Origin of the sequence: Cyanobium sp. Lug-B, from assembly GCF_024345635.1 — a bacterium.
GTDB lineage: Bacteria > Cyanobacteriota > Cyanobacteriia > PCC-6307 > Cyanobiaceae > Cyanobium > Cyanobium minutissimum.
Genome location: NZ_JAGQBM010000017.1, coordinates 14,621 through 34,191 on the forward strand (window position 1 = coordinate 14,621; position 19,571 = coordinate 34,191).

The 19,571-nt window shown below is 68.7% G+C and carries 21 protein-coding genes; 12 read left to right on the forward strand and 9 right to left on the reverse strand.

From position 1 onward, the window contains the following. Positions 1-7 precede the first annotated feature (7 nt). Together KBY81_RS06190 and hemL are read right to left on the reverse strand one after the other, a co-directional pair. Positions 8-1,207 carry an ABC transporter substrate-binding protein gene (locus KBY81_RS06190; protein WP_254975969.1) on the reverse strand — a complete coding sequence of 400 codons (1,200 nt, stop codon included), beginning with the start codon at positions 1,205-1,207 and terminating at the stop codon, positions 8-10. Further along, the gene (gene hemL / locus KBY81_RS06195; RefSeq protein WP_254975970.1) at positions 1,204-2,532 is read right to left on the reverse strand and encodes a glutamate-1-semialdehyde 2,1-aminomutase; all 1,329 of its coding nucleotides are present in this window, start codon (positions 2,530-2,532) and stop codon (positions 1,204-1,206) included. Before hemL ends, KBY81_RS06190 begins: the two co-directional genes overlap by 4 nt. Before the next feature lie 615 nt (positions 2,533-3,147). Here hemL and KBY81_RS06200 point away from each other — a divergent pair. The 5 genes from KBY81_RS06200 (at position 3,148) to KBY81_RS06220 (ending at position 7,648) form a co-directional block, all read left to right on the forward strand. Beyond that, the gene (locus KBY81_RS06200) at positions 3,148-3,663 is read left to right on the forward strand and encodes a hypothetical protein (protein ID WP_254975971.1); all 516 of its coding nucleotides are present in this window, start codon (positions 3,148-3,150) and stop codon (positions 3,661-3,663) included. A 516-nt stretch (positions 3,664-4,179) separates the two neighbouring features. Continuing rightward, entirely contained in the window at positions 4,180-4,755 is a 576-nt protein-coding gene (locus KBY81_RS06205; protein ID WP_254975972.1) for a hypothetical protein, read from the forward strand. Positions 4,756-5,259: 504 nt separating this feature from the next. Next, entirely contained in the window at positions 5,260-5,697 is a 438-nt protein-coding gene (locus tag KBY81_RS06210; RefSeq protein ID WP_254975973.1) for a hypothetical protein, read from the forward strand. A gap of 80 nt (positions 5,698-5,777) precedes the next feature. Then, entirely contained in the window at positions 5,778-7,259 is a 1,482-nt protein-coding gene (locus tag KBY81_RS06215; protein ID WP_261357107.1) for an FAD-linked oxidase C-terminal domain-containing protein, read from the forward strand. Between the two features lie 53 nt (positions 7,260-7,312). Further along, positions 7,313-7,648, forward strand: coding sequence for a hypothetical protein (locus KBY81_RS06220; protein ID WP_254973499.1), 336 nt, complete (start codon positions 7,313-7,315; stop codon positions 7,646-7,648). A gap of 9 nt (positions 7,649-7,657) precedes the next feature. Here the strand turns inward: KBY81_RS06220 and chrA are convergent, their stop codons facing one another. After that, entirely contained in the window at positions 7,658-8,971 is a 1,314-nt protein-coding gene (chrA, locus tag KBY81_RS06225) for a chromate efflux transporter (RefSeq protein WP_261357108.1), read from the reverse strand. A gap of 544 nt (positions 8,972-9,515) precedes the next feature. Here chrA and KBY81_RS06230 point away from each other — a divergent pair. Then, a complete protein-coding gene (locus tag KBY81_RS06230) occupies positions 9,516-9,713 on the forward strand; it encodes a hypothetical protein (RefSeq protein WP_106222519.1) in 198 nt (65 codons plus the stop codon). Here the strand turns inward: KBY81_RS06230 and KBY81_RS06235 are convergent. After that, positions 9,677-10,696, reverse strand: coding sequence for an alpha/beta fold hydrolase family protein (locus tag KBY81_RS06235; RefSeq protein ID WP_254975976.1), 1,020 nt, complete (start codon positions 10,694-10,696; stop codon positions 9,677-9,679). The genes KBY81_RS06230 and KBY81_RS06235 overlap by 37 nt on opposite strands. Before the next feature lie 2 nt (positions 10,697-10,698). Further along, positions 10,699-11,037, reverse strand: coding sequence for a rhodanese-like domain-containing protein (locus tag KBY81_RS06240; RefSeq protein WP_254975977.1), 339 nt, complete (start codon positions 11,035-11,037; stop codon positions 10,699-10,701). Between the two features lie 370 nt (positions 11,038-11,407). On the opposite strand from KBY81_RS06240, the gene KBY81_RS06245 reads away from it, so the two are divergent. Further along, entirely contained in the window at positions 11,408-11,806 is a 399-nt protein-coding gene (locus tag KBY81_RS06245) for a hypothetical protein (protein ID WP_254975978.1), read from the forward strand. Here the strand turns inward: KBY81_RS06245 and KBY81_RS06250 are convergent. From KBY81_RS06250 to KBY81_RS06260, 3 genes are all read right to left on the reverse strand, one after another. Continuing rightward, on the reverse strand, positions 11,803-12,606 hold the full coding sequence (locus KBY81_RS06250; RefSeq protein WP_254973490.1) for a class II glutamine amidotransferase: 804 nt from the start codon (positions 12,604-12,606) through the stop codon (positions 11,803-11,805). The two genes, KBY81_RS06245 and KBY81_RS06250, sit on opposite strands and share 4 nt — an antisense overlap. A gap of 50 nt (positions 12,607-12,656) precedes the next feature. Further along, entirely contained in the window at positions 12,657-13,724 is a 1,068-nt protein-coding gene (locus KBY81_RS06255) for a sulfate ABC transporter substrate-binding protein (protein WP_254975979.1), read from the reverse strand. Between the two features lie 134 nt (positions 13,725-13,858). Further along, on the reverse strand, positions 13,859-14,875 hold the full coding sequence (locus tag KBY81_RS06260; protein ID WP_254975980.1) for a sulfate ABC transporter substrate-binding protein: 1,017 nt from the start codon (positions 14,873-14,875) through the stop codon (positions 13,859-13,861). Positions 14,876-15,082: 207 nt separating this feature from the next. On the opposite strand from KBY81_RS06260, the gene KBY81_RS06265 reads away from it, so the two are divergent. From KBY81_RS06265 to KBY81_RS06275, 3 genes are all read left to right on the forward strand, one after another. Further along, positions 15,083-15,514, forward strand: a complete 432-nt coding sequence (locus KBY81_RS06265; RefSeq protein ID WP_254975981.1) for an Rrf2 family transcriptional regulator — start codon at positions 15,083-15,085, stop codon at positions 15,512-15,514. A gap of 197 nt (positions 15,515-15,711) precedes the next feature. Further along, positions 15,712-16,263, forward strand: a complete 552-nt coding sequence (locus tag KBY81_RS06270; protein WP_159819231.1) for a Crp/Fnr family transcriptional regulator — start codon at positions 15,712-15,714, stop codon at positions 16,261-16,263. A gap of 91 nt (positions 16,264-16,354) precedes the next feature. Continuing rightward, on the forward strand, positions 16,355-16,522 hold the full coding sequence (locus KBY81_RS06275; RefSeq protein ID WP_254975982.1) for a hypothetical protein: 168 nt from the start codon (positions 16,355-16,357) through the stop codon (positions 16,520-16,522). Between the two features lie 21 nt (positions 16,523-16,543). Here KBY81_RS06275 and KBY81_RS06280 read toward each other — a convergent pair whose 3' ends face one another. Continuing rightward, a complete protein-coding gene (locus KBY81_RS06280) occupies positions 16,544-17,566 on the reverse strand; it encodes a sulfate/molybdate ABC transporter ATP-binding protein (RefSeq protein WP_254975983.1) in 1,023 nt (340 codons plus the stop codon). Between the two features lie 133 nt (positions 17,567-17,699). Between KBY81_RS06280 and cysT the strand changes: the two genes are divergently transcribed. Both cysT and cysW read left to right on the forward strand, forming a co-directional pair. Next, on the forward strand, positions 17,700-18,551 hold the full coding sequence (gene cysT / locus KBY81_RS06285; RefSeq protein ID WP_254975984.1) for a sulfate ABC transporter permease subunit CysT: 852 nt from the start codon (positions 17,700-17,702) through the stop codon (positions 18,549-18,551). 84 nt (positions 18,552-18,635) lie between these two features. Continuing rightward, a complete protein-coding gene (cysW, locus tag KBY81_RS06290) occupies positions 18,636-19,535 on the forward strand; it encodes a sulfate ABC transporter permease subunit CysW (protein ID WP_254975985.1) in 900 nt (299 codons plus the stop codon). Positions 19,536-19,571 lie beyond the last annotated feature (36 nt).

The following is a 19,571-nucleotide window of genomic DNA, read 5'->3' on the forward strand; positions in this document are numbered from 1 at the left end:
CCGGCGCCTACTTCAGCAGGGCGAAGCGTCCGCTGCGCCCACCCGGATCCATGCGCACCTGGGCCACGAAGAACTGGCTCTGGATCACCTCTCCCTCCGGAGTGAAGCGGATCTCCCCCAGGGGGGTGGCGTAGGTGCCGGCCAGGATCTCCTCCATCAGCGCCTTGCGCGCCGCCGTCAGGGTGGCCCCCTTCAGGGGCTGGCGTTTGTCCAGCCGCACCAAGGCCTCGCCGATCACCTGCAGGGCCGTGTAGGCCTGGGCGGTGAGCTGGGGCGGGATGGCGCCGCCCTTGGCCGCCTGGAAGGCCTTGAGGAAGGCTGTGTTGGCGGGGGTGTCCAGCTCGGGGCTGTAGGCCTGGGCGATCAGCAGCCCGTCACAGTACTTCTGGCAGATCGGGTAGATGTTGGGGGTGTTCATGCCGTTGCCGGCCACGATCAGGCCCCGGTAACCCAGCTCCCGCAGCTGGCGGATCAGGTTGCCGCCGTCCACCGCCTGGAGCGACAGCACGATCAGGTCGGGCCGCTCCCGCAGGGCGGCGCTGATCTGGTTCTGGAAGTCCTGGTCGTTGAGCTGGGTGCGCTGCACCGTCACCGGATCGAGACCTTTCTCCTTGAGGGCCTTCTGGAAGATGGTGGTCTCGGCGGTGCTGTAGGCGTCGTCCTGGGCGTAGAACACCGCCGCCCGCTTCAGGCCGGGCTGGATCTTCAGGGCCCGCTCGATGGCCAGGGGTGCGATCACCGAGCTCTGGGCCGAGACCCGGCTGATGAAGAAACCGATCTCCGGGATGCCGGTGGCGGTGTTGGAGGGGGCCACCACCGGCACGCCGCGGCGCTGGGCGATCGGGTCGGCGGAGAAGGCCTGCTGGGAGAGGGTGGGGCCGACCAGGGCCAGCACGCCCCGGTTGATCTGCAGGGTGAAGGCCGCATTCGCCCCGGGTTCATCGCTGCCGCTGTCCTCCAGCGCCAGCTTCAGGGGCTGGCCGTTGATGCCCCCGTTGCCGTTGCGGTGCTGCAGGGCCAGCTCCAGGCCGATCTTCTGGTCCTGGCCGTAGACGTTGGCGTTGCCGGTGAGGGCCAGCACCGCCCCCACCGGCACCCCGCCGGCCAGATCAACGGGCTGACTGCCGGGGTCGGAGCTGCAGCCCGCCACCAGCAGGCCGAGGGTCAGCAGCCCGGTGCCGACCTGCAGCAGACGGCCGACCCTCACGCCAGCGAGAGGAAGACGTCGCGGAAGGCGTCGATGGTGGCGTCGATGTCGGCGTCGCTGTGGGCCAGGGAGGTGAAGCCGGCCTCGAAGGCGCTTGGTGCCAGGTAGACGCCGCGCTCGAGCATGCCGCGGTGCAGGCGGCCGAAGCGCACCGTGTCGGCCGCCTTGGCCTGCTCGAAGTTGTGCACCGGCCCTTCGCAGAGGAAGAAGCCGAACATGGCGCTGATGCTGCCGCCGCAGAAGGGGATGCCCGCCTCGGCGGCGGCGGCGCGGACGCCGTCGATGAGCCGCTTGGTGATGGTCTCCAGCCGCTCGTAGGTGCCGGGCTGGCTGAGCAGCTGCAGGGTCTTGATGCCGGCGGTCATGGCCAGGGGATTGCCGCTCAGGGTGCCGGCCTGATACATGGGGCCGGCGGGCGCCACCATCGCCATGATGTCGGCCCGGCCGCCGTAGGCCCCCACCGGCAGACCGCCGCCGATCACCTTGCCCATGGTGGTGAGGTCCGGGGTGACGCCGAAGCGGGCCTGGGCGCCGCCGTAGCTGATGCGGAAGCCGGTCATGACTTCGTCGAACACCAGCAGGGCGCCGTTCTCCTTGGTGAGTTCGCGCAGGCCCTCGAGGAAGCCGGGTTCGGGGGTGATGAAGCCGGCATTGCCCACCACCGGCTCCAGGATCACCCCGGCGATCTCACCGGGGTTGTTGGCGAACAGCTGCTTGACCGACTCCAGGCAGTTGTAGGGGGCGGTGAGGGTGCCGGCCGTGACGGCGCGGGGCACACCGGGGGAGTCGGGCAGGCCGAGGGTGGCCACCCCGGAGCCCGCCTTCACCAGGAACATGTCGGCGTGGCCGTGGTAGCAGCCTTCGAACTTGATCACCTTCTCCCGGCCGGTGAAGGCACGCATCAGCCGCAGCACGGCCATGCAGGCCTCGGTGCCGGAGTTGACGAAGCGCACCATCTCCACCGACGGCACGGCGGCGATGACCAGTTCGGCCAGCTCGTTCTCGAGCACGCAGGGGGCGCCGAAGCTGGTGCCCTTCTCCAGGGCCTGGTGCAGGGCCGCGATCACCTCAGGGTGGCTGTGGCCGCAGATGGCGGGGCCCCAGCTGCCCACGTAATCGATGTAGCGGTTGCCGTCGACGTCCCAGGCGTAGGCGCCCTTGACCCGGTCGAAGACGATCGGCTGGCCGCCCACCGACTTGAAGGCCCGCACCGGAGAACTGACGCCCCCGGGCATCAGGGTCTGGGCGGCGGCGAAGATCTCCTCGGATCGGGTGGTGAGGAGGGAAGGGGCCGAGGCGGGCGCTGAAGGGGTGGCCGAACTCAAGGCGGGATCCGCGGAAGGTGGACGCATTCGTTTCCCATCCTGACCCAGAAGGGTGCCGAGGTGGGATCCCTTCAGACTCCGTGGTGGGCCGGATGGCCTCCGGTCGCTGGCCGGCGGCGTCCAAACCCTGGCGGGCACAGGCGGTTGGGCCCAGGACATCGGCCGGCTTCGTGCAGGGCCTGCGGTGTCAGCAGCGCCGGGTCTGGTCCGTTTCCCCACCCCTGCCCCCACCCTCGAGCCGCCTGCCACGGCCTGTCCGCGGGTGTGGGGGTGCCGGTGGCACGAAAGATGGTGGTGAGGAAAGCGGCTCACAAAGTGAAGACACTTTCAGTCAAAAACTCACTCAATGTGTGGCTCCTTGATGCCACCGAAATGAGCGATCTTCCAGGGGCAAAGCATGTCCATGGCAACAGATGCCTAACCCATGGGCCTAGAGTAAATCCAGGAGACAGGGGGAGGGGGAAATAGAGAACATAAACAGCAGACTTGCTGCATTGACACATCATTGACGTTGTGTGTGCTGATTGGTTTCTCTACCCGATCTTCTGCCATTTCCTTGCAGGCCTTGCGTCTTGCAGGCCTTCCATGGCTCGATCCCATTGCTCTGAGGACAACATGACGACAACATCCTTCCGCCTGGCCCTTGCCCTGGCTACTGTGACCATTCTGGGTGGTGGTCTGGGTGCCATGGCAGCGACGATCGGCACGCCTGTTGCGCCAACATTCACTGGCGAACTCAATAAGGAGTGTACGCTCGTTGCCAGTGGCAGTGGCGCCGCCACGATGACGCAGAGCCTTCTCGTTCTGGCGTCTCCTACAGACGCTGTTCAGATCAGCGCGACTTCGAACCTGATCGACGAGACGACGGGTGCGGCTGCGGTTGTCTTCAGTGTTCCTGCTGACCTGGTCAGAACGGGCGGGTACGGATCAGTAGTTCCTGCCAATGCCAAGGCCATGTATATCGATGGAGTCAAGAAAACGGCCGCTTTTGCGATCGATCTCGCGGATGATGGCTCCCTTGCAGCGACCGACCTTGGTGTTGAATTCACACTCAGTTCCGCCACCAGGTGGCCAGCCGGTATCTATTCGACCTCCTCAACAGTTACCTGCACCGATGATGGAGCAATCTGATCATCAGATTCTCCTTTGAGGGCGATCTGCGATTCATCCCATCCTCCTGATTCACTCCCCTTGTGATTCGTAGATTTCCTTTCCTCCTTGCCGCGCTGGCCACCGTTGCCGGCGCGGTTTCTTTCTGGGCATTGGCGGCCAAGGCCCTGACACAGGGTCCGCTGGTTCTGATCCAGGCTTCGGGCCAGATTCAGGTCAGGAACACCGAATCACGCTTTCAGCGTGTGCGCATGGCGGTGTACCAGCCCCGGCTGGTGGATGGCCGGAAAACGGCCGCCGAGGAGCCCTTGGCCGTGGAGGAGGCCGAGAGAATCGTCAGCTTCCGGCCCAGCAGCTTCCGGCTTGGCGCAGGAGAGGCCCGAAGCATTCGCTACAGGGTTCTGGATGTTTCTCGAGAGTTTTATGTCTGCTCCGTGAGCGCTTCCGGCCTGACCTCCCTTCGCGTCTGCTCGCGTTGGCCGGGGCGGGCCGTCAAACCAGCCAGCCCTGGCCCCAAGCAGGGCCAGCCCTAGCGCGATGACACACCTTCGAGCGCTCCATCACGCCGCCCCCAGCCCGATCCGGCCGCCCACGCGCCCGAGCCTTGCCCGGTTCCTCTGGGCAGGCCTGCTCGCCAACCAGGTGTGCCTCGGGGTTCCGGGTGCCCGCGCCGATGGCGTCAGCTCCCAGCCGGTGGACTTCCAGGAACTGGTGTACACGCCCCAGTGCACCCTGGTGGTCAGCCAGGGGCGTCTGGGCGTGTCCCGCGATGCCCGCACCCTCTCCTCCGATGTGGCCGAGCTGGGTGCCGAGGGCCGGGTCACCCGCGAGATGTTCGGCAACCCCCAGCCGGGTCTGCTCTCGGCCTACAGCAACCTCACCACCGCGGCCCGGGTGCAGGTGGCCTCCCCCACCCTGAGCGGTGGCACCAGCCCCAGCACCAGCGAGGTGCGGATCGGCGGTTCCCCCTTTGCCACCTCGGCGGAGATCAACATCCCTAATGCCGATGGCACCCTGCCGCCGACCGAGGTGCATGTGAAGTTCTCCGCCGCCACGGGTTTCAAGGCCGGCAGCTACAACGCCCGCGCCAGCGCCACCTGTTATGCGCAATGAAGGGCAACCTGCAGTGATTCAGGGGTTCCTGGCTCCTCCCGCCCGTCAGGCCCTGGCCTGTCTTGCCCTCCTTGTCGCCGCCCCGTCAGCAGGCCTGGCGCTGACGCTGGGGCCGATGCGGCTGCAGAACAGCCGCGGTCTGGTGCAGATCGCCAACAGCGAATCCCGTCTGATTCGTCTCACATTGGGGGTTTACGGCGTCCTTGGCGCTGGCCCGACCCGCTCCCCCAGCCTGGTGCCCCTGCCCTTGGCTGAGGCCGAGAGGCTCATCCGTCTACGTCCCACCAGCTTTCGCCTCGGCCCTGGCCAGACCCGTGGCGTGTCGTATCGCGTTCTCTCCCCCTCTCGCCCCTTCTACGTATGCGGCGTCACTCCCTCCGGACTGTTCACCTTGCGGGTCTGTTCGCTCTGGCCGGGGCTGGATCGGGCCTCCCTGTCGCCATCGCTCCCGCCCAGGCCCAGATCTATCTGAGCCCCAACCAGGGCAACACGCAGCGGTCCCGGGTGTCCATCGATCTCGGCGGCGGGATCCGCTGCAGCTCCGATGGTGGCTCGGTTCCCAGCCTCTCGATCTCGGCCGGGGCCTATCCCGACCAGTGGGGCGCCGCCAATGAAGTGATCGTGACACCCAACGCCACCGGCAATGTGGGCAATCGCTCTTCCCTGCTGGCCCTGATGAGCGTCACCCTTCCCCTGGCGAAGACCAATCAGAACTTCGACTGCACCTCCTTGCTCAAGGATGCCCAGATCAAGGCCCGCATCGAGAACCTGCGCCAACTGGTGGATGAGGACGTGATCAACGAATCCCAGTACCGCAAGGCCCTGCTGAAGCTCTTCGGGCCCCTCAGTGAGGAGCTCGGCGGGCTGGTTCCCGCCCCCACCGGTGGATCCACTGTGGTGATCCCTCCGGCCGCCGGCGAGGTCCCCATCGGACCCAGGTAAGGTCGGCAGAAGCCTGTTCCCTGTTCAGCGGAGCGTTCCTTGACCCCCGTCCGCAAGCCGTGAGCCCCGACTGGCCCCTGATGGAGCGTCGGCTGCGCGCCATCCTGCCGCCGAAAGCCGTGGTGGCGGCGCCCCAGGAGCTGCTGGCCTACGACTGCGACGGCCTCACCCTGCACCGGGCCCAGCCCCCGCTGGTGGTGCTGCCCGAGACCACCGAGCAGGTGGCCGCCATCCTGCGGCTGTGCCACCGCCACGGGGTGCCTTTCCTGGCCCGCGGCAGCGGCACCGGCCTCTCGGGCGGCGCCCTGGCCGAGAACGGAGCCCTGGTGATCGCCACCAGTCGCATGCGCTCGATCCTGGATGTCGATCTGGCCAACCGGCGCATCACCGTCCAGCCGGGGGTGATCAACGGCTGGGTCACCCGGGCAGTGGCCGGCGACGGCTTCTACTACGCCCCGGATCCCTCCAGCCAGGTGGTCTGCAGCATCGGCGGCAACGTGGCCGAGAACTCCGGCGGCGTGCACTGCCTCAAGTACGGCGTCACCAGCAACCACGTGCTGGAGATGGAGGTGGTGCTCCCCGACGGCACGGTCACCACCCTGGGCAGCGGTCTGGCCGAGACCCCCGAGCTGGATCTGCGCGGGGTGTTCATCGGCAGCGAAGGCACCCTCGGCATCGCCACCGCCATCACCCTGCGGCTGCTGCGGGCGCCCCAGAGCGTGGCGGTGCTGCTGGCCGATTTCACCGCCATGGAGGCCGCCGGTGAGGCGGTGCGGCTGGTCACCGCCGCCGGGGTGCTGCCGGCCGGGATGGAGATCATGGACAACTTCACCATCAACGCCGTCGACGACCTGTTCGGCCGGGACGAATACCCCCGCGATGCGGCCGCCGTGCTCCTGATCGAACTGGACGGCCAGGAACGGGAGGTGGCCGCCGCCGTGGAGATCGCCGGGGATCTCTGCCGACGGGCCGGTGCCCGCACGATCCGGCGGGCCTCCAGCGAGGCCGACCGGGCCCTGCTGTGGAAGGGGCGCAAGTCTGCCTTCGCCGCCGTCGGCCGCATCACCCCCACCTACTACGTGCAGGACGGCGTCGTTCCCCGCAGCGCCCTGCCTTCGGTGCTGGCGGCGATCGAGGAGCTCAGCCACCGCTACGACCTGCCGGTGGCCAACGTGTTCCATGCCGGAGACGGCAATCTCCACCCCCTGATCCTGTATCGGGCCGATGAACCCGGCGTGACCGACCGGGTGCAGGAGCTGGGGGCCGACATCCTGCGCCTCTGCATCGAGGCGGGCGGCAGCATCACCGGCGAGCACGGGGTGGGCAGCGACAAGCGCTGCTACCTCGACTGGATGTTCGCCCCCGACGACCTGGCCACCATGCGCCTGGTGCGGGAGGCCTTCGACCCGGCGGGCCTGGCCAATCCCGGCAAGATCTTCCCCACCCCGCGCAGCTGCGGGGAATCGGCCCGTCGCCAGGCGTCGACGCTCACCGTGCGCCTTGACGCCCTCAGCGGTGGTGCCGTCCAGCCGCCCAGCCGCGAGCCCCTGGACGTCTTCTGAGCCCGGCCGATGGCACGGATCTACGTTGGGGACACCGTTTCCCCTGGCGCTCCATGCTGAACCGCCCGCTGGCCCGTCCGGGTATCGCCGCAGGTGCCGTGATGGGTGTTGTCGTCGGTGTCACGGCCGGTCTCTCCGGAGGTCTGCTGACCCCGGCCCCCGTCCTTGCCCAGTCCCCGGTCGTCAACCTGGTGGCCAAGAAGGTGATCGATCGCTACCAGAAATCCAGCTGCGACCAGCTCTGGGCCGCCCGCAGCGAGCGGCGTGGGTCCCAGGAGCAGCGCGTGCTCGACATGCTCAACGACGATCCCCAGCTGCGTCAGGGCTTCATCGACCAGGTGGCGGGCCCGGTGATGAACAAGCTGTTCGCCTGCGGGATGCTCCCCTGACCGCCGGCCTCAGCCCCCCCCGCTGAGCCACCAGCGCCCCAGGCCCACCGCGGTGGCGGCGCCGATCACCGGCAGGGCACCGAGCCCCCGGCACAGCAGCACCACGGCCACCAGCAGCACCAGCACGGCGCCGCCGTCGGGGGCGCCGCCTGGGGCCAGGGCCGGGCCGGCCAGGTAGAGCGCCAGGCTCACGATCACCCCGACCACGGCGGCGGTGATGGCGGTGAGGGGTGCGCCGACGCGCAGGTCCTCGCGGCTTGCCTCCACAAGGGGGCCGCCGGCCAGGATGAACAGGAAGGAGGGGAGGAAGGTGAACCACACCACCACCAGGGCGGCCGCCACGCCGGCCGCCAGGGTGCCGCTGCCGTTCCAGCCCCCCATGAAGCCCACGAAGGCCACCACCATGATCAGCGGCCCCGGGGTGGTCTCGCCGAGGGCCAGGCCGTCCACCATCTGGGCGGCGTCCAGCCAGCCGTAGGTCTCCACCGCCCCCTGGGCCACGTAGGGGAGAACGGCATAGGCGCCGCCGAAGCTGACCAGGGCCACCTTGAAGAAGAACCGGGCCATGGTGGCGAGCTGGCCGTCCCAGCCCCCCGCCAGCGTCAGCAGGGCCAGGGGCAGCCCGAGGGCCGCGCCGCCCCCGAGCAGGGTGAGGCCGAGGCCGGGCCAGCGGAAGCGGGCGTGGGCGGGGGTGGGGGTGTCATCGCCGTGCAGGGCGGCCTCCGGGGTTGGGGCAGCCCCGGAGGCGGCGGAGGTGCGTGGCGCGGGGCCCCGGAACAGGGCCGGCCGCAGCCGACCGCCGATCCAGCCCACCAGGGCCGTGGCGATGATCAGGGCCGGGTAGGGCACCCGGCCCACGGCCAGGGCCAGGCAGGCCGCCGCCGCGATCAGCGCCAGGGCGGGGTTGTGCAGCGTGCGCCGCCCCAGCCGCCAGGCCGCCTGGAGCACGATTCCGAGCACCGCCGGTTTGAGCGCCCAGAACACCGCCGCCAGCAGCGGCAGCTGGCCCCAGAGGGCGTAGATCGCGGAGAGGCTCAGCAGCACCACCACCGACGGCAGCAGGAACAGGCCACCGGCGACCAGGGCACCCCCCAGGCCGTGCATCAGCCAGCCCAGGTAGGTGGCCAGCTGGGTGGCCTCCGGACCCGGCAGCAGCATGCAGTAGTTGAGCGCATGCAGGAAGCGACGCTCCGACAGCCAGCGCCGGCGCTCCACCAGTTCGGCATGCAGCAGCGCGATCTGGCCGGCCGGCCCGCCGAAACTGACCAGCCCCAGCCGCAGCCAGAAACGGGCGGCCGTGGTGAGGCTGAACGGATCCTTCAGCACCGATCGGCACCGCGAAGGGTCACAACCTAGTCAGTGGGACGTGCCCGTCCGCCACCGCGGGGATGTGTTCCCACTTACATCGGGTCCATCGATGGGGACGCAGGATGAACGCAAAAGACTGGCCATGACAGGGCGCCAAGCTCCAGACCCCAGCTCCACTTCCACCTCCACCCTCAGTGCCGGCGCAGGGGCATCGGCAAGGACATCCCAGAAGCCGCCGGCAGGAGTCGTCCGCGAGGACTCCTTCTTCAGTCCGTGGCCGAACTGGCGTGCCTGGATGGTGATTCTGGCGGGTGTGATTGTCGGCCATGTGATCGGTTTCTCCCCCCAGTTGTTCGTTCTCATCGCGGCGTTCTGTCTGCTTTGTGGCTGGCTTTTCGAGCGATGATCCGGCCCCACATCCTGCTGTGGTTCGAGTGACGTTCCCCTCGATCGATTGTCGGTAGGACGATGGTGTCGCTCCCCATCGTTCGTGTCACGATCGTTCTTCCCACACGGTTCCCCTGAGGCGTCCGCCGTCCATCCCGAGAGCCTCCCTCCGGTGCCCAACAACTTCGGCCCGACCCTGCTGCTGGCGCTTGGCATGCTGACGGCCCCGGTCCTGATCGGGGTGCCACTCCTGGTCCTGGGCCTGGCCCTGCTGCGCTCGGCCGATGGAACCCCGGCGCTGCCGACTCTCTCCCGCGCCCTGGCCCGCCGGCGTCAGGCCAGCGCCTGTCGCAGGATCGGTGCGAGCTGATTCTGTTCCGCCAGGAAGCCGTCGTGGCCGAGGTGGCTGTCGATCGAAGTGAAGCGGACGGGCCCGGCGATCGCCCGGGCCAGCTCGCGCTGGCTGTGGGGTGGGAAGAGCCGGTCGGAGCTCACCGAAGCCACGGACGCGGGCACGCTGATCCGGGCCAGGGCCGCGGCCACCCCGCCCCGCCCGCGGCCCACGTCATGGCCGGCCATGGCCTGGGTGAGGACGATGTAGCTGTTGGCGTCGAAGCGCTCCAGGAACCCGCTCCCGTCGTCGAGGCCCCCGTAGGTGAGCCGGGCGATGGCCCGAGCCCGGGCCAGCCCCGTCCGGGGTCCGCCGCCGGGATGGTCGTCGTAGTCGCCGCCCAGGAAGGCCGGGTCCTGCTGGATGGCGTCGATCTGGCTGCGGTGGACATCGTTGGTCCGGGCGGAGCAGCGGGCTGTCGTGGCCAGCAGGACCAGCCGCTCCAGCCGCCCGGGATGGGCGATCGCCCATTCCATGGCGCGCATGCCGCCCATGGAGCCCCCGATCACCGCCTGCCAGCGCCGGATCTTGAGCCTGCCGCTGAAGGCCACCTCCGCCGCCACCTGGTCGCGGATCGTGAGCGAGGGGAAACGGCTTCCCCACGGCCTGCCGTCGGGGGCCGGGCTGCCGGGGCCGGTGCTGCCCTGGCAGCCCCCCAGCACGTTCGGGCAGACCACGAAGAACCGGTCGGTGTCGATCGCCCGGCCCGGGCCGATCAGCCCATCCCACCAGCCTCGGGTGGGGTGGCCTGGGCCCGCCGGGCCGGCAGCGTGGCTGTCGCCGCTGAATCCATGCAGGAGCAGCACGCCGTTGCTGCGCGCAGCATCGGGCTGCCCCCAGCTCTCATGGGCGATCGTGATCGGCCCCAGGGTCTCCCCGGATTCCAGCCGCAACGGCTGCTCGCGGAACAGCTCGAGGACCTGCCGATGGCCGGCGCGATGGGTCGTTCGGGTGGTCGTCAACGTCAGGCCTCCTGCCGGGAGGCCGGGCGGAGCAGGCGGTTCGGGCGGAGCCCCGGGATCCCCCGGAAGAGCTGGGGCCACCCCTTGCGTTGCCGTCCGGTCACGGGCAGGTGCTGGTGTTGCCAGGCCCCGAAGCCGCCAGCGAGATGGCGGATGCGTCGGGCATGGCCCTGCGCCTGGAGATGGTCGATCGTCGCGGCCGAATGCTGGGTGCTGTCGCCCACCAGGATCAGGTCACCGTCGGGGAGCTCGCCGCTGATCAGCCAGCCGCTGGGAATGTTGTGACTCCCTGGGACATGGCTGTGGCGATAGCGGCTCCTGGCGCGAAGATCGATGATCACTTGCGGTGCATCCGGGCCGTTGGGGCCTGAGCCGGCCAGCAGGCGCAGGAGTTGCCGGGGGGAGAGGAGATCACCGGAAAGACTTGTGGATTCTGCGTTTTGGAGGGCGGTTGCCATGGAGATCCTTGCTGCGGTGCCCCAATCTTCAGGCCCGAAGGTCTTAACTACGGTAATCCGGGCAACAAACCGTTGAAAACAGGCTTTCCGCCAAGGCGCCGCCCATGAAAAAGGATCCTGCTGTTCGGCAGGATCCCTGAAGTCCCTTACTCGCACTCCTTCGGAGCACTCCGACATGGTGCTCTTCTCCTGTCTCTTCAGTCGTGGTTGTGAACACATGGCCGAAGGCCTGAACGCACAGGCTGTTCCCCTGATGCAGGTCATGCTGCAGGCGAAAAGGACTCTGCCTCCGTTCCGTATGGGCTATCACCACGACCACGATGGCCTCCGGGACCGTCAGGACTCCCTCTGCGATCGGGAGTTCCTCACCCGTGCCGAGCGCCAGGATCTTCAGCCCCTGGAGGTGCGCCGCCTGCTCTGGGAAGGAGCCACCCTGGTGCAGCGAAAGCATCCCCTCGGCGAGGCCCTCCAGGGTGCCGTCCAGCTGGAGGCGGAGATGGAGCCGGACCGGATCCGCGCCCTGCTGCCCGATCTGGCCTGGCCCCTGATCTGCATCGGACGGGGCAGTGGGGGCCCGATCCAGGCGTCAGCCGTTCAGCTGGCGGAGGAGCTGCTCGACCTGGGGTACCGCCATGTCTTCTGCCTGGCTTAGCCGATGGGCTCGACGGGCACCCCAGGGGGCTGGTGCCGCACCACCTCTCCCCCCACCAGCAGGACGGCCTCGCCGGCCTGAAGCGGCAGCCATGCCTCATCCCTGGTCAGCGGTTCGGTGCTGACGATCGTCACGACGTCGTCGACGCCGGCCAGTTCGGAGAAGTCGACGCTGAGGTCGTCATCGGCCAGGGTGGCCCGGCCGAACGGGGCCCGGCGGGTGATGCGGTGCAGGCGGGTGCTGGCGTGGGCGAACAGCCAGCTGCCGTTGCTGATCAGACAGTTGAAGGTGCCCTGCTGCTCCAGCTGCCGGGAGCAAAGCACCAGCGTGTCGAAGATGCTGTCCAGGTCCGCCGGATCGGCACCGGCGGCGTTCAGTTGCTCCAGGATCCAGCAGAAGGCCACTTCGCTGTCGGTGGACCCCTCCGGAACGAACAGCCGGGTCGGCGGCAGCGGCCCCAGCAGGTTGCCGTTGTGGGCGAACACCCATTCCCGCCCTTGCCAGCGCCGGTGGAAGGGGTGGCAGTTCTCCAGGGCCACCACCCCCTGGGTCGCCTTGCGGATGTGGGCGATTGAGCAGTGGGAGCGCAGATCCAGGCTGGCCACCCGTGCGGCGATCGGCGAGAAGGCGGCCGGGGCGTCCTCCCGGTAGAGATGCACCCCGCGGCCATCGGGATCGAAGCTGGCCACCCCCCAGCCGTCCCCGTGGCAGCCGGTGGCTCCCCCCCGGCGGGTGAGGCCATGGAAGGAGAAGCGCATGTCGGTGGGGGTGTTGGCGCTGAGGGCCAGCAGTTCACACATCACCCGAGGTCCACCGAGGCCTCCATTCTCCCCACCGGGGGAGGCCCGGATCAGCGGGAGCTGCTGAACAGCTGGTCCCAGACCCCGTCCTTGCCGAAGAAGGTGTCGTTGATCTGCTTCCAGCCGCCGAAGTCGCCGGCCGTGAATAGCTGCTTCACCGGCGCGAAGCGGCCCTTCACCCGGCTCCAGACCCCCGGGTTGACCGGACGGAAGCCCTCTTCGGCGAAGATCTCCTGGGCCGGCTCACTCTGGAGATAGGTGGCCAGGGCCTCGGCGGCCTTGCGGGTGCCCTTGCGATCCACGTTGCGGTCGACAACAGTCACCGGGCCCTCGATGCGGATGTTGACCTCGGGAACGATGAAGGGGGCTTTGAGGTCACCGCTGCGCTTGGCGAGGATTGCCTCGTTCTCGTAGTTCAGCAGCACGTCGCCCTGGCCGCGTTTGAGGAAGACGTCACTGGCCTCGCGGGCGTCCTTGGGCAGGTTCTCCACGTTGCGGTAGACCGAACTGACGTAGGCCTTGGCCTGGGCCTCGCTTCCGCCGGTCTGGCTGATCGAGCCCCACAGCCCCAGGAAGTTCCAGCGGGCACCACCGGAGGTCTTGGGATTGGCCGTCACCACGGTGACGTCGGGCTTGGCCAGGTCGGCCCAGGTCCGGACCCCCTTGGGATTGCCGTCACGGGTGATGAAGGCCACCACCGAATGGGTGATGATCGCGCCGCCGGGCAGATCCTTTTCCCAGCCCGGCTGCACCAGGCCCGCTTCCTGGAGCTTGAGCACGTCACCGGCCAGGGCGAGGGTGGCCACGTCGGCATCGAGCCCGTCGATGATCGCCCGGGTCTGGGAGCCGGAGCCGCCGTAGCTCGTCTTGACATTGATGGCCTGGCCGGTTCTGGCCTTCCAGTCGGCTTCGAACTTGGGCAGGATCCGGTCGTAGGCCCCCTTGGTCACGGCGTAGCTCACCAGCAGCAGCTCCTGGGGAGCGCCGCCGGCACCGGCACCGGCACCGCCGCTGGCGCCGCCCTCGGGCCGGGGGCTGCAGCCGGTCAGGGCCAGACCCCCCAGCAGGAGGCCGGTGATGGCGAGGGGGGCGGCGGAACGGGCGAAGGGGGAAACCACGGTTTTCTGATCGACAATCCGGCAGAGCATACACCGGTATCCCGATCGGCTATCCAGTTCCCCTGTGCCCGTGGCCGGCCCCCTCCCCCTCTCTCTGGCCTGCGGCTCCCCCGCTCAGGGGGCCGGCTGCTGGCTCAGCGGGACTTGGAGAAGATCGAATCCCAGAGCCCTCCCTTGCCGAAGAACCGCTTGTTGATGGTGTCCCAGCCGCCGAAGTCCCGGGCGGTGAACAGCTTCGAGACCGGAGCGAATCGGGATCTCGTCTCGGCCTTCACCTTGGCGTTGACGGGTCGGAATCCCTCCTCGGCAAAGGCCCGCTGGGCCGGTTCGCTGTACAGGTACCTGGCGAAAGCCTCGGCCACTCGGCGGGTTCCCTTGCGGTCCACGTTCCTGTCGACCACGGCGATCGGCCCCTCGATCAGGATGTTGGTGGTGGGCACGATGTAGGGGGTTTTCCAGGTGCCGCTCTTCCTGGCCAGGATCGCCTCGTTCTCATAGTTCAGCAGCACATCACCCTGGTTGCGTTTGACGAACACGTCGGTCGCCTCGCGGGCATCCTTGGGCAGGGTGTCCACGTTGCGGTACACGTTGGTCACGAAGGCGCGGGCCTTGGCCTCATTGCCACCGGTCTCCGTCACCGAACCCCACAGGCCCAGGAAGTTCCAGCGGGCGCCGCCGGAGGTCTTGGGATTGGCGGTGATCACCTCCACGTTCTTGTTGTCGAGATCGTTCCAGGTGCGGATCTTCTTCGGGTTGCCGGGCCGCACGAAGAAGGCCACCACCGAGTTGGTGATGATGCTGTTGTTGGGGTTCTCCCTCTCCCAGCCGGGACGGATCAGGCCGGCCTCCTGGAGTTTGAGGGTGTCGGCCGCCAGGGCCAGGCCCACCACATCCGCCGCCAGGCCGTCGATCACCGCCCTGGTCTGGGAGCCCGAGCCGCCGTAGCTGGTGCGGATGACGACGGTCTGGCCGGTCCGCTTCTTCCAGTCGGCCGTGAAGCGGGGAATGATCTTGTCGTAGGCCGCCTTGGTGACGGCATAGGACACGAGCAGCAGTTCCTGCCGTGGCGCCGGTTGCTGGGCCTGGGCGTTCAGGGGCAGCAGGGTGCCGGAACCCCCCAGGGCGATGGCGAAGGTCAGGGGGGCGGCCACCAGGCCGGGCAGCCACGGGCGGCAGGCGGCGGGCCGAGGGGGCGAGGAGAACGAATGAAGCACGGTTGACCGATGGGCGAACTGGAGAAAGTTATCCCTGCCGCTCGCCGGGCGATGTAGGGCGGATGACACCGGGCGGAGGTCCGGTGGGTGCCTGGCGCCAGGGCCTGGGCTGCCACAATCCCCGTAAACCGACCGGGGAATCCCTTGGCCTTCAGTGCGAAAACCGGCTACGGCCTCGTCTCGCTGATGGAGCTGGCCGCCATCCACGCCCGGGGCGGGGTGCTGCAGGTGGCGGAGATCGCCCAGCGCCAGGGCATCCCCGACCGCTATCTGGAGCAGATGCTCGCCAGCCTGCGCCGGGGCCAGATCCTGCGCAGCATCCGCGGCCCCAGGGGGGGCTACCAGCTGGCGCGGCCGCCGGCCGAGATCCGGGTCGATGACGTGGTGAGCTGCCTGGAGGGGGATGTCGCCGCCCGTTCCGGCGAGCAGGGCGCCACGCCCGAATTCGAAGTGCTGGGCCGGCTGGAGGAGCGGCTTGAAGAGGCCCGTCGCGGCATCCTCTCGGGCACCACCCTGCAGGACCTGCTCGATCAGCGGGATCACCTGGCCCAGGCCCAGGCGATGTACTTCATCTGAGCGGGACGGGCCGGGATCTGAGCGGGCCGCGCCGGATCGTTAAATAGGCCACATTGCCGATGGGGAATGTGAGGTATGGTTCTGGGGTCCCCGCAGGCTCCCCATGTGCTGTTGTCGGCGAATGCCTGTCGCCAGCCGAACGCTGGCTGTCCGCCCTGCCCTGAACCCCCCGATCCCATCGCTTTCCGCCTGCGGCCATGACCACCTCACGCACGCCCCAGACCCTCCGCCTCACGCTCCTGCCCCATGACGTCCTGCCCGACGGACTTCATTGGAAGATCCAGGACGGCTACATCCGCACCGCCTCCCACGACGAAGAAGGCGAATCCTTCACCCTCGGCCTCTGGGGCCCGGGTGACTGGGTGACCAACGCCTACTCCACCCTGCGTCCGGTGGAGATCCAGTGCCTGTCCACGGTGGTGGTGGAGCAGGGCCATCCCAGCGAGGCCGAGATCCTGGCTTTCCTGCATCACCAGATCCGCAACACCGAAGAGCTGTTCGAGATCAACCGGGTCCGCGGTGCCGACTCACGGCTGCTGCGGCTGCTGCGCTGGATTGGCCTCCGCTTCGGGCAGGTGAGCAGCCGCGGCTACCGCCTCTCCCTGCGGGACATGAACCTCACCCATCAGGCCCTGGCGGAGATCTGCGGCCTCACCCGGGTGACGGTCACCAAGACCCTCAACCATTTCAAGCGCCTCGGCCTGCTGCATCAGGTGAGCGACACCGACCTGATGGTCAGCATCCCCTGAGCCCACCGACGCGTTTCGGCGCCCACGTCCCGGCACGGGCGTCCCAGCGCCGACTGCCCTGACTCCATCCTGCTCATCCACATCCAATGCCATGGCCGCCCAGTACTTCCGCTCCAGGCTCAATGAGCCCCACCCCCAGCGCTTCACCCTGATCTTCCGCAACGGTGAGCTGCTGCGCCACCAGGACACCCTGGCCGTGGCCCAGTACCTCGCCGACGCCCGGCTGGCGGAGGTTCACACCGAACCCCCACGGCCCTGATCAGATCCTCCGCGGCACGGATCAGATCGAGTAGTCCGGCTGGAAGGCGTGGGCCTGGCGGCTGATCACATGCAGTCGGTCGCCGGGCTTCAGGTTGGCGTAGTCCACCTCTTCCCGGGGGAACTGGGCCACCACCACCTCCTCGGAATCGAGCACCAGTTCCGCCTGCAGGTCGCGGCCCATGTGGGTGAGGCGCCGGAGGCGGGCCGGCACGGTGCCCGGCTGGGGGGTGGCATGCACCTGCACATGGTGGGGGCGCACGAAGATCCGGCCCTCCGCCGGCAGCGCCGGGGCCGCATCGCGCCGCACCGGCAGCGAGCCGCTGGGCAGCTCGTTGACGGCGCCCACGAAGCTCATCACGAACGGGGAGGCGGGATGGTCATAGATCTCCGCCGGGGAACCGATCTGCTCCACCCGGCCTTCGTTCATGACCACGATCCGATCGGCCACCTCCATGGCCTCCTCCTGGTCGTGGGTGACGATCACGGTGGTGACGTGCATCTCGTCGTGGAGATTGCGCAACCAGGCCCGCAGTTCCTTGCGCACCTTGGCATCGAGGGCGCTGAAGGGTTCGTCGAGCAGCAGCACCCGGGGCTGCACCGCCAGGGCGCGGGCCAGGGCCACCCGCTGGCGCTGGCCGCCGGACAGCTGGGAGGGGTAGCGGTTGCCGTAGCCGCGCAGATGCACGAGGTCGAGCAGTTCGTCGACCCGCCGGCGGATCGCCTCGGGCTTCCAGCGGCGCAGTTCCAGGCCGAAGGCCACGTTGCGACGCACGTTGCGGTGCTTGAACAGGGCGAAATGCTGGAAGACGAAGCCCACCTGGCGCTCCTGCACCGACCGTGCGGTGGCCTCCTCACCGGTGATCCAGATGCGGCCCGCATCGGCCTCCTCAAGCCCGGCGATCAGTCGCAGCAGGGTGCTCTTGCCCGACCCGGAGGGGCCGAGCAGGGCCACCAGGGAGCCGGTTTCCACGTCGACGCTGACGTCGTCCACGGCGCGGAAGTCGCCGAAGTTCTTGCTGACGTTGGCGACGCGGATGCCCATGGAAACGGCCTGGGTGGCAGGGAGAATCTGACTATACCGGTAAGCGCACCGCCAAACCGTCCTTTAGTCTGACGCGGTCGTCGCGCCCAGCGCCGTCCGGCTCCACCCCCGCGCTCCCCGTCCCCCTGTCCTGATGACCCCCGCCCTCCTGCGTCGCTGGCGTCCGCCGGCCCTGGCCCTGCCCAGCTGGCCCTGGCGCATCACCTGGACCTACCTGGGCCTGATCCTGTTCCTGCCCCTGGGGGCCATGCTGCTCAGGGCCGCCGAAGTGGGACCCGCCGGTTTCTGGGAGATGGCCACCACGCCGGAGGCCATCGCCACCTACAAGGTCAGCTTCGGCCTGGCCCTGGTGGCCAGCCTGATCAACGGCGTCTTCGGGCTGGTGGTGGCCTGGGCGCTGGTGCGCTGCCGCTTTCCGGGCCAGCGTCTGCTCGATGCCCTGATCGATCTCCCCTTCGCCCTGCCCACCGCCGTCGCCGGCCTGGCTCTCACGGCGGTGTACAGCACCAACGGCTGGCTGGGCCAGCCGCTCCACGAGGCCTTCGGCGTCAAGGTGGCCTTCGCCGCCCCGGGGGTGACCGTGGCGATGGTGTTCATCTCCCTGCCCTTCGTGGTGCGCACCGTGGAGCCCGTGCTGCGCTCCCTCGAAAAGGAGCAGGAGGAGGCCTCCTGGTGCCTGGGGGCCACGCCGCTCCAGACCACCCTTCGGGTGGTGCTGCCCCAGCTTCTGCCGGCGATCCTCGGCGGGGTGGCCCAGGGCTACAGCCGGGCCGTGGGGGAGTACGGCTCGGTGGTGATGATCTCCAGCAACGTGCCGTTCCGGGATCTGATCACCCCCACCCTGATCATCCAGAAGCTGGAGGAATACGACTTCGATGCCGCCACCGTGATCGGCGCGGTGATGCTGATCTTCTCCCTGCTGAGCCTGCTCGTCATCAACCTGCTGCAGGTGTGGGGCCAGCGCTACCAGGGCGATGGGGCCTGATCCTGCCGCCCGTCCCGCCGCCCCCTGCCTCGGCCATCTCCCCCTCTCCTGTCCGTCTTCCGTTCCCGCCGTCGGCTGTCCGCCATGACCATCGTCGTTCCCACCCTGGAGACCCCCGCCGCCGCCCAGGCTCCACGTCCGAAGTCCCGCCGGCACGGCCCTGATCCGGGAGCGATCCTGATTCCCCTGATCGCCTGCGTCTACGTGGGGGTGGTGATCCTGCTGCCGGCCCTGAGCGTCGTGGCTTCGGCCTTCGCCCGGGGCCTGGGGCCGTTCCTCGAGAACTTCCAGTCCCACGAACTGCTCTCGGCCCTGCGCCTCACCCTGCTCGCCACCGCCGTGGCGGTGCCCTGCAACGTCATCTTCGGCCTGGCCGCGGCCACCGCCATCGCCCGCCGCCAGTTCCGGGGCAAGGCCCTGCTGCTCAGCATCATCGACCTGCCCTTCTCGATCTCACCGGTGGTGGTGGGCCTGATGCTGGTGCTGCTCTACAGCCCCACCCATGGCCTGCTGGGGGGCGTCATCGAGAGCCTGGGCTGGAAGATCATCTTCTCCTGGCCCGGCATCGTGCTGGCCACGATCATCGTCACCTTCCCCTTCATGGCCCGGGAGGTGATTCCCCTGCTGGAGGAGGAGGGCTGGGAGCAGGAGGAGGCCGCCCGCACCCTGGGGGCCACCAACTGGCAGGTGTTCTGGAAGGTGACCCTCCCCTCGGTGCGCTGGGCCGCGCTCTACGGCCTGATCCTCACCACGGCCCGGGCCCTGGGTGAATTCGGCGCCGTCGCGGTGGTCAGCGGCAACATTGAGGGCCTCACCCAGACCCTGCCGCTGTTCGTCGAGGACGCCTACAAGAACTACCAGACCGAGCTGGCCTTCGGGGCGGCGATGGTGCTGGGGGGCGTGGCGATCGTGTCGCTGCTGCTCAAGCTCCTGGTGGAGCAGCTGCTGGAGCAGGACAAGCGGGCGGCCAGGATCGAGCCCTGAGCCCCACCGGCCTGATTCGGGCGGGGCACGGGACGG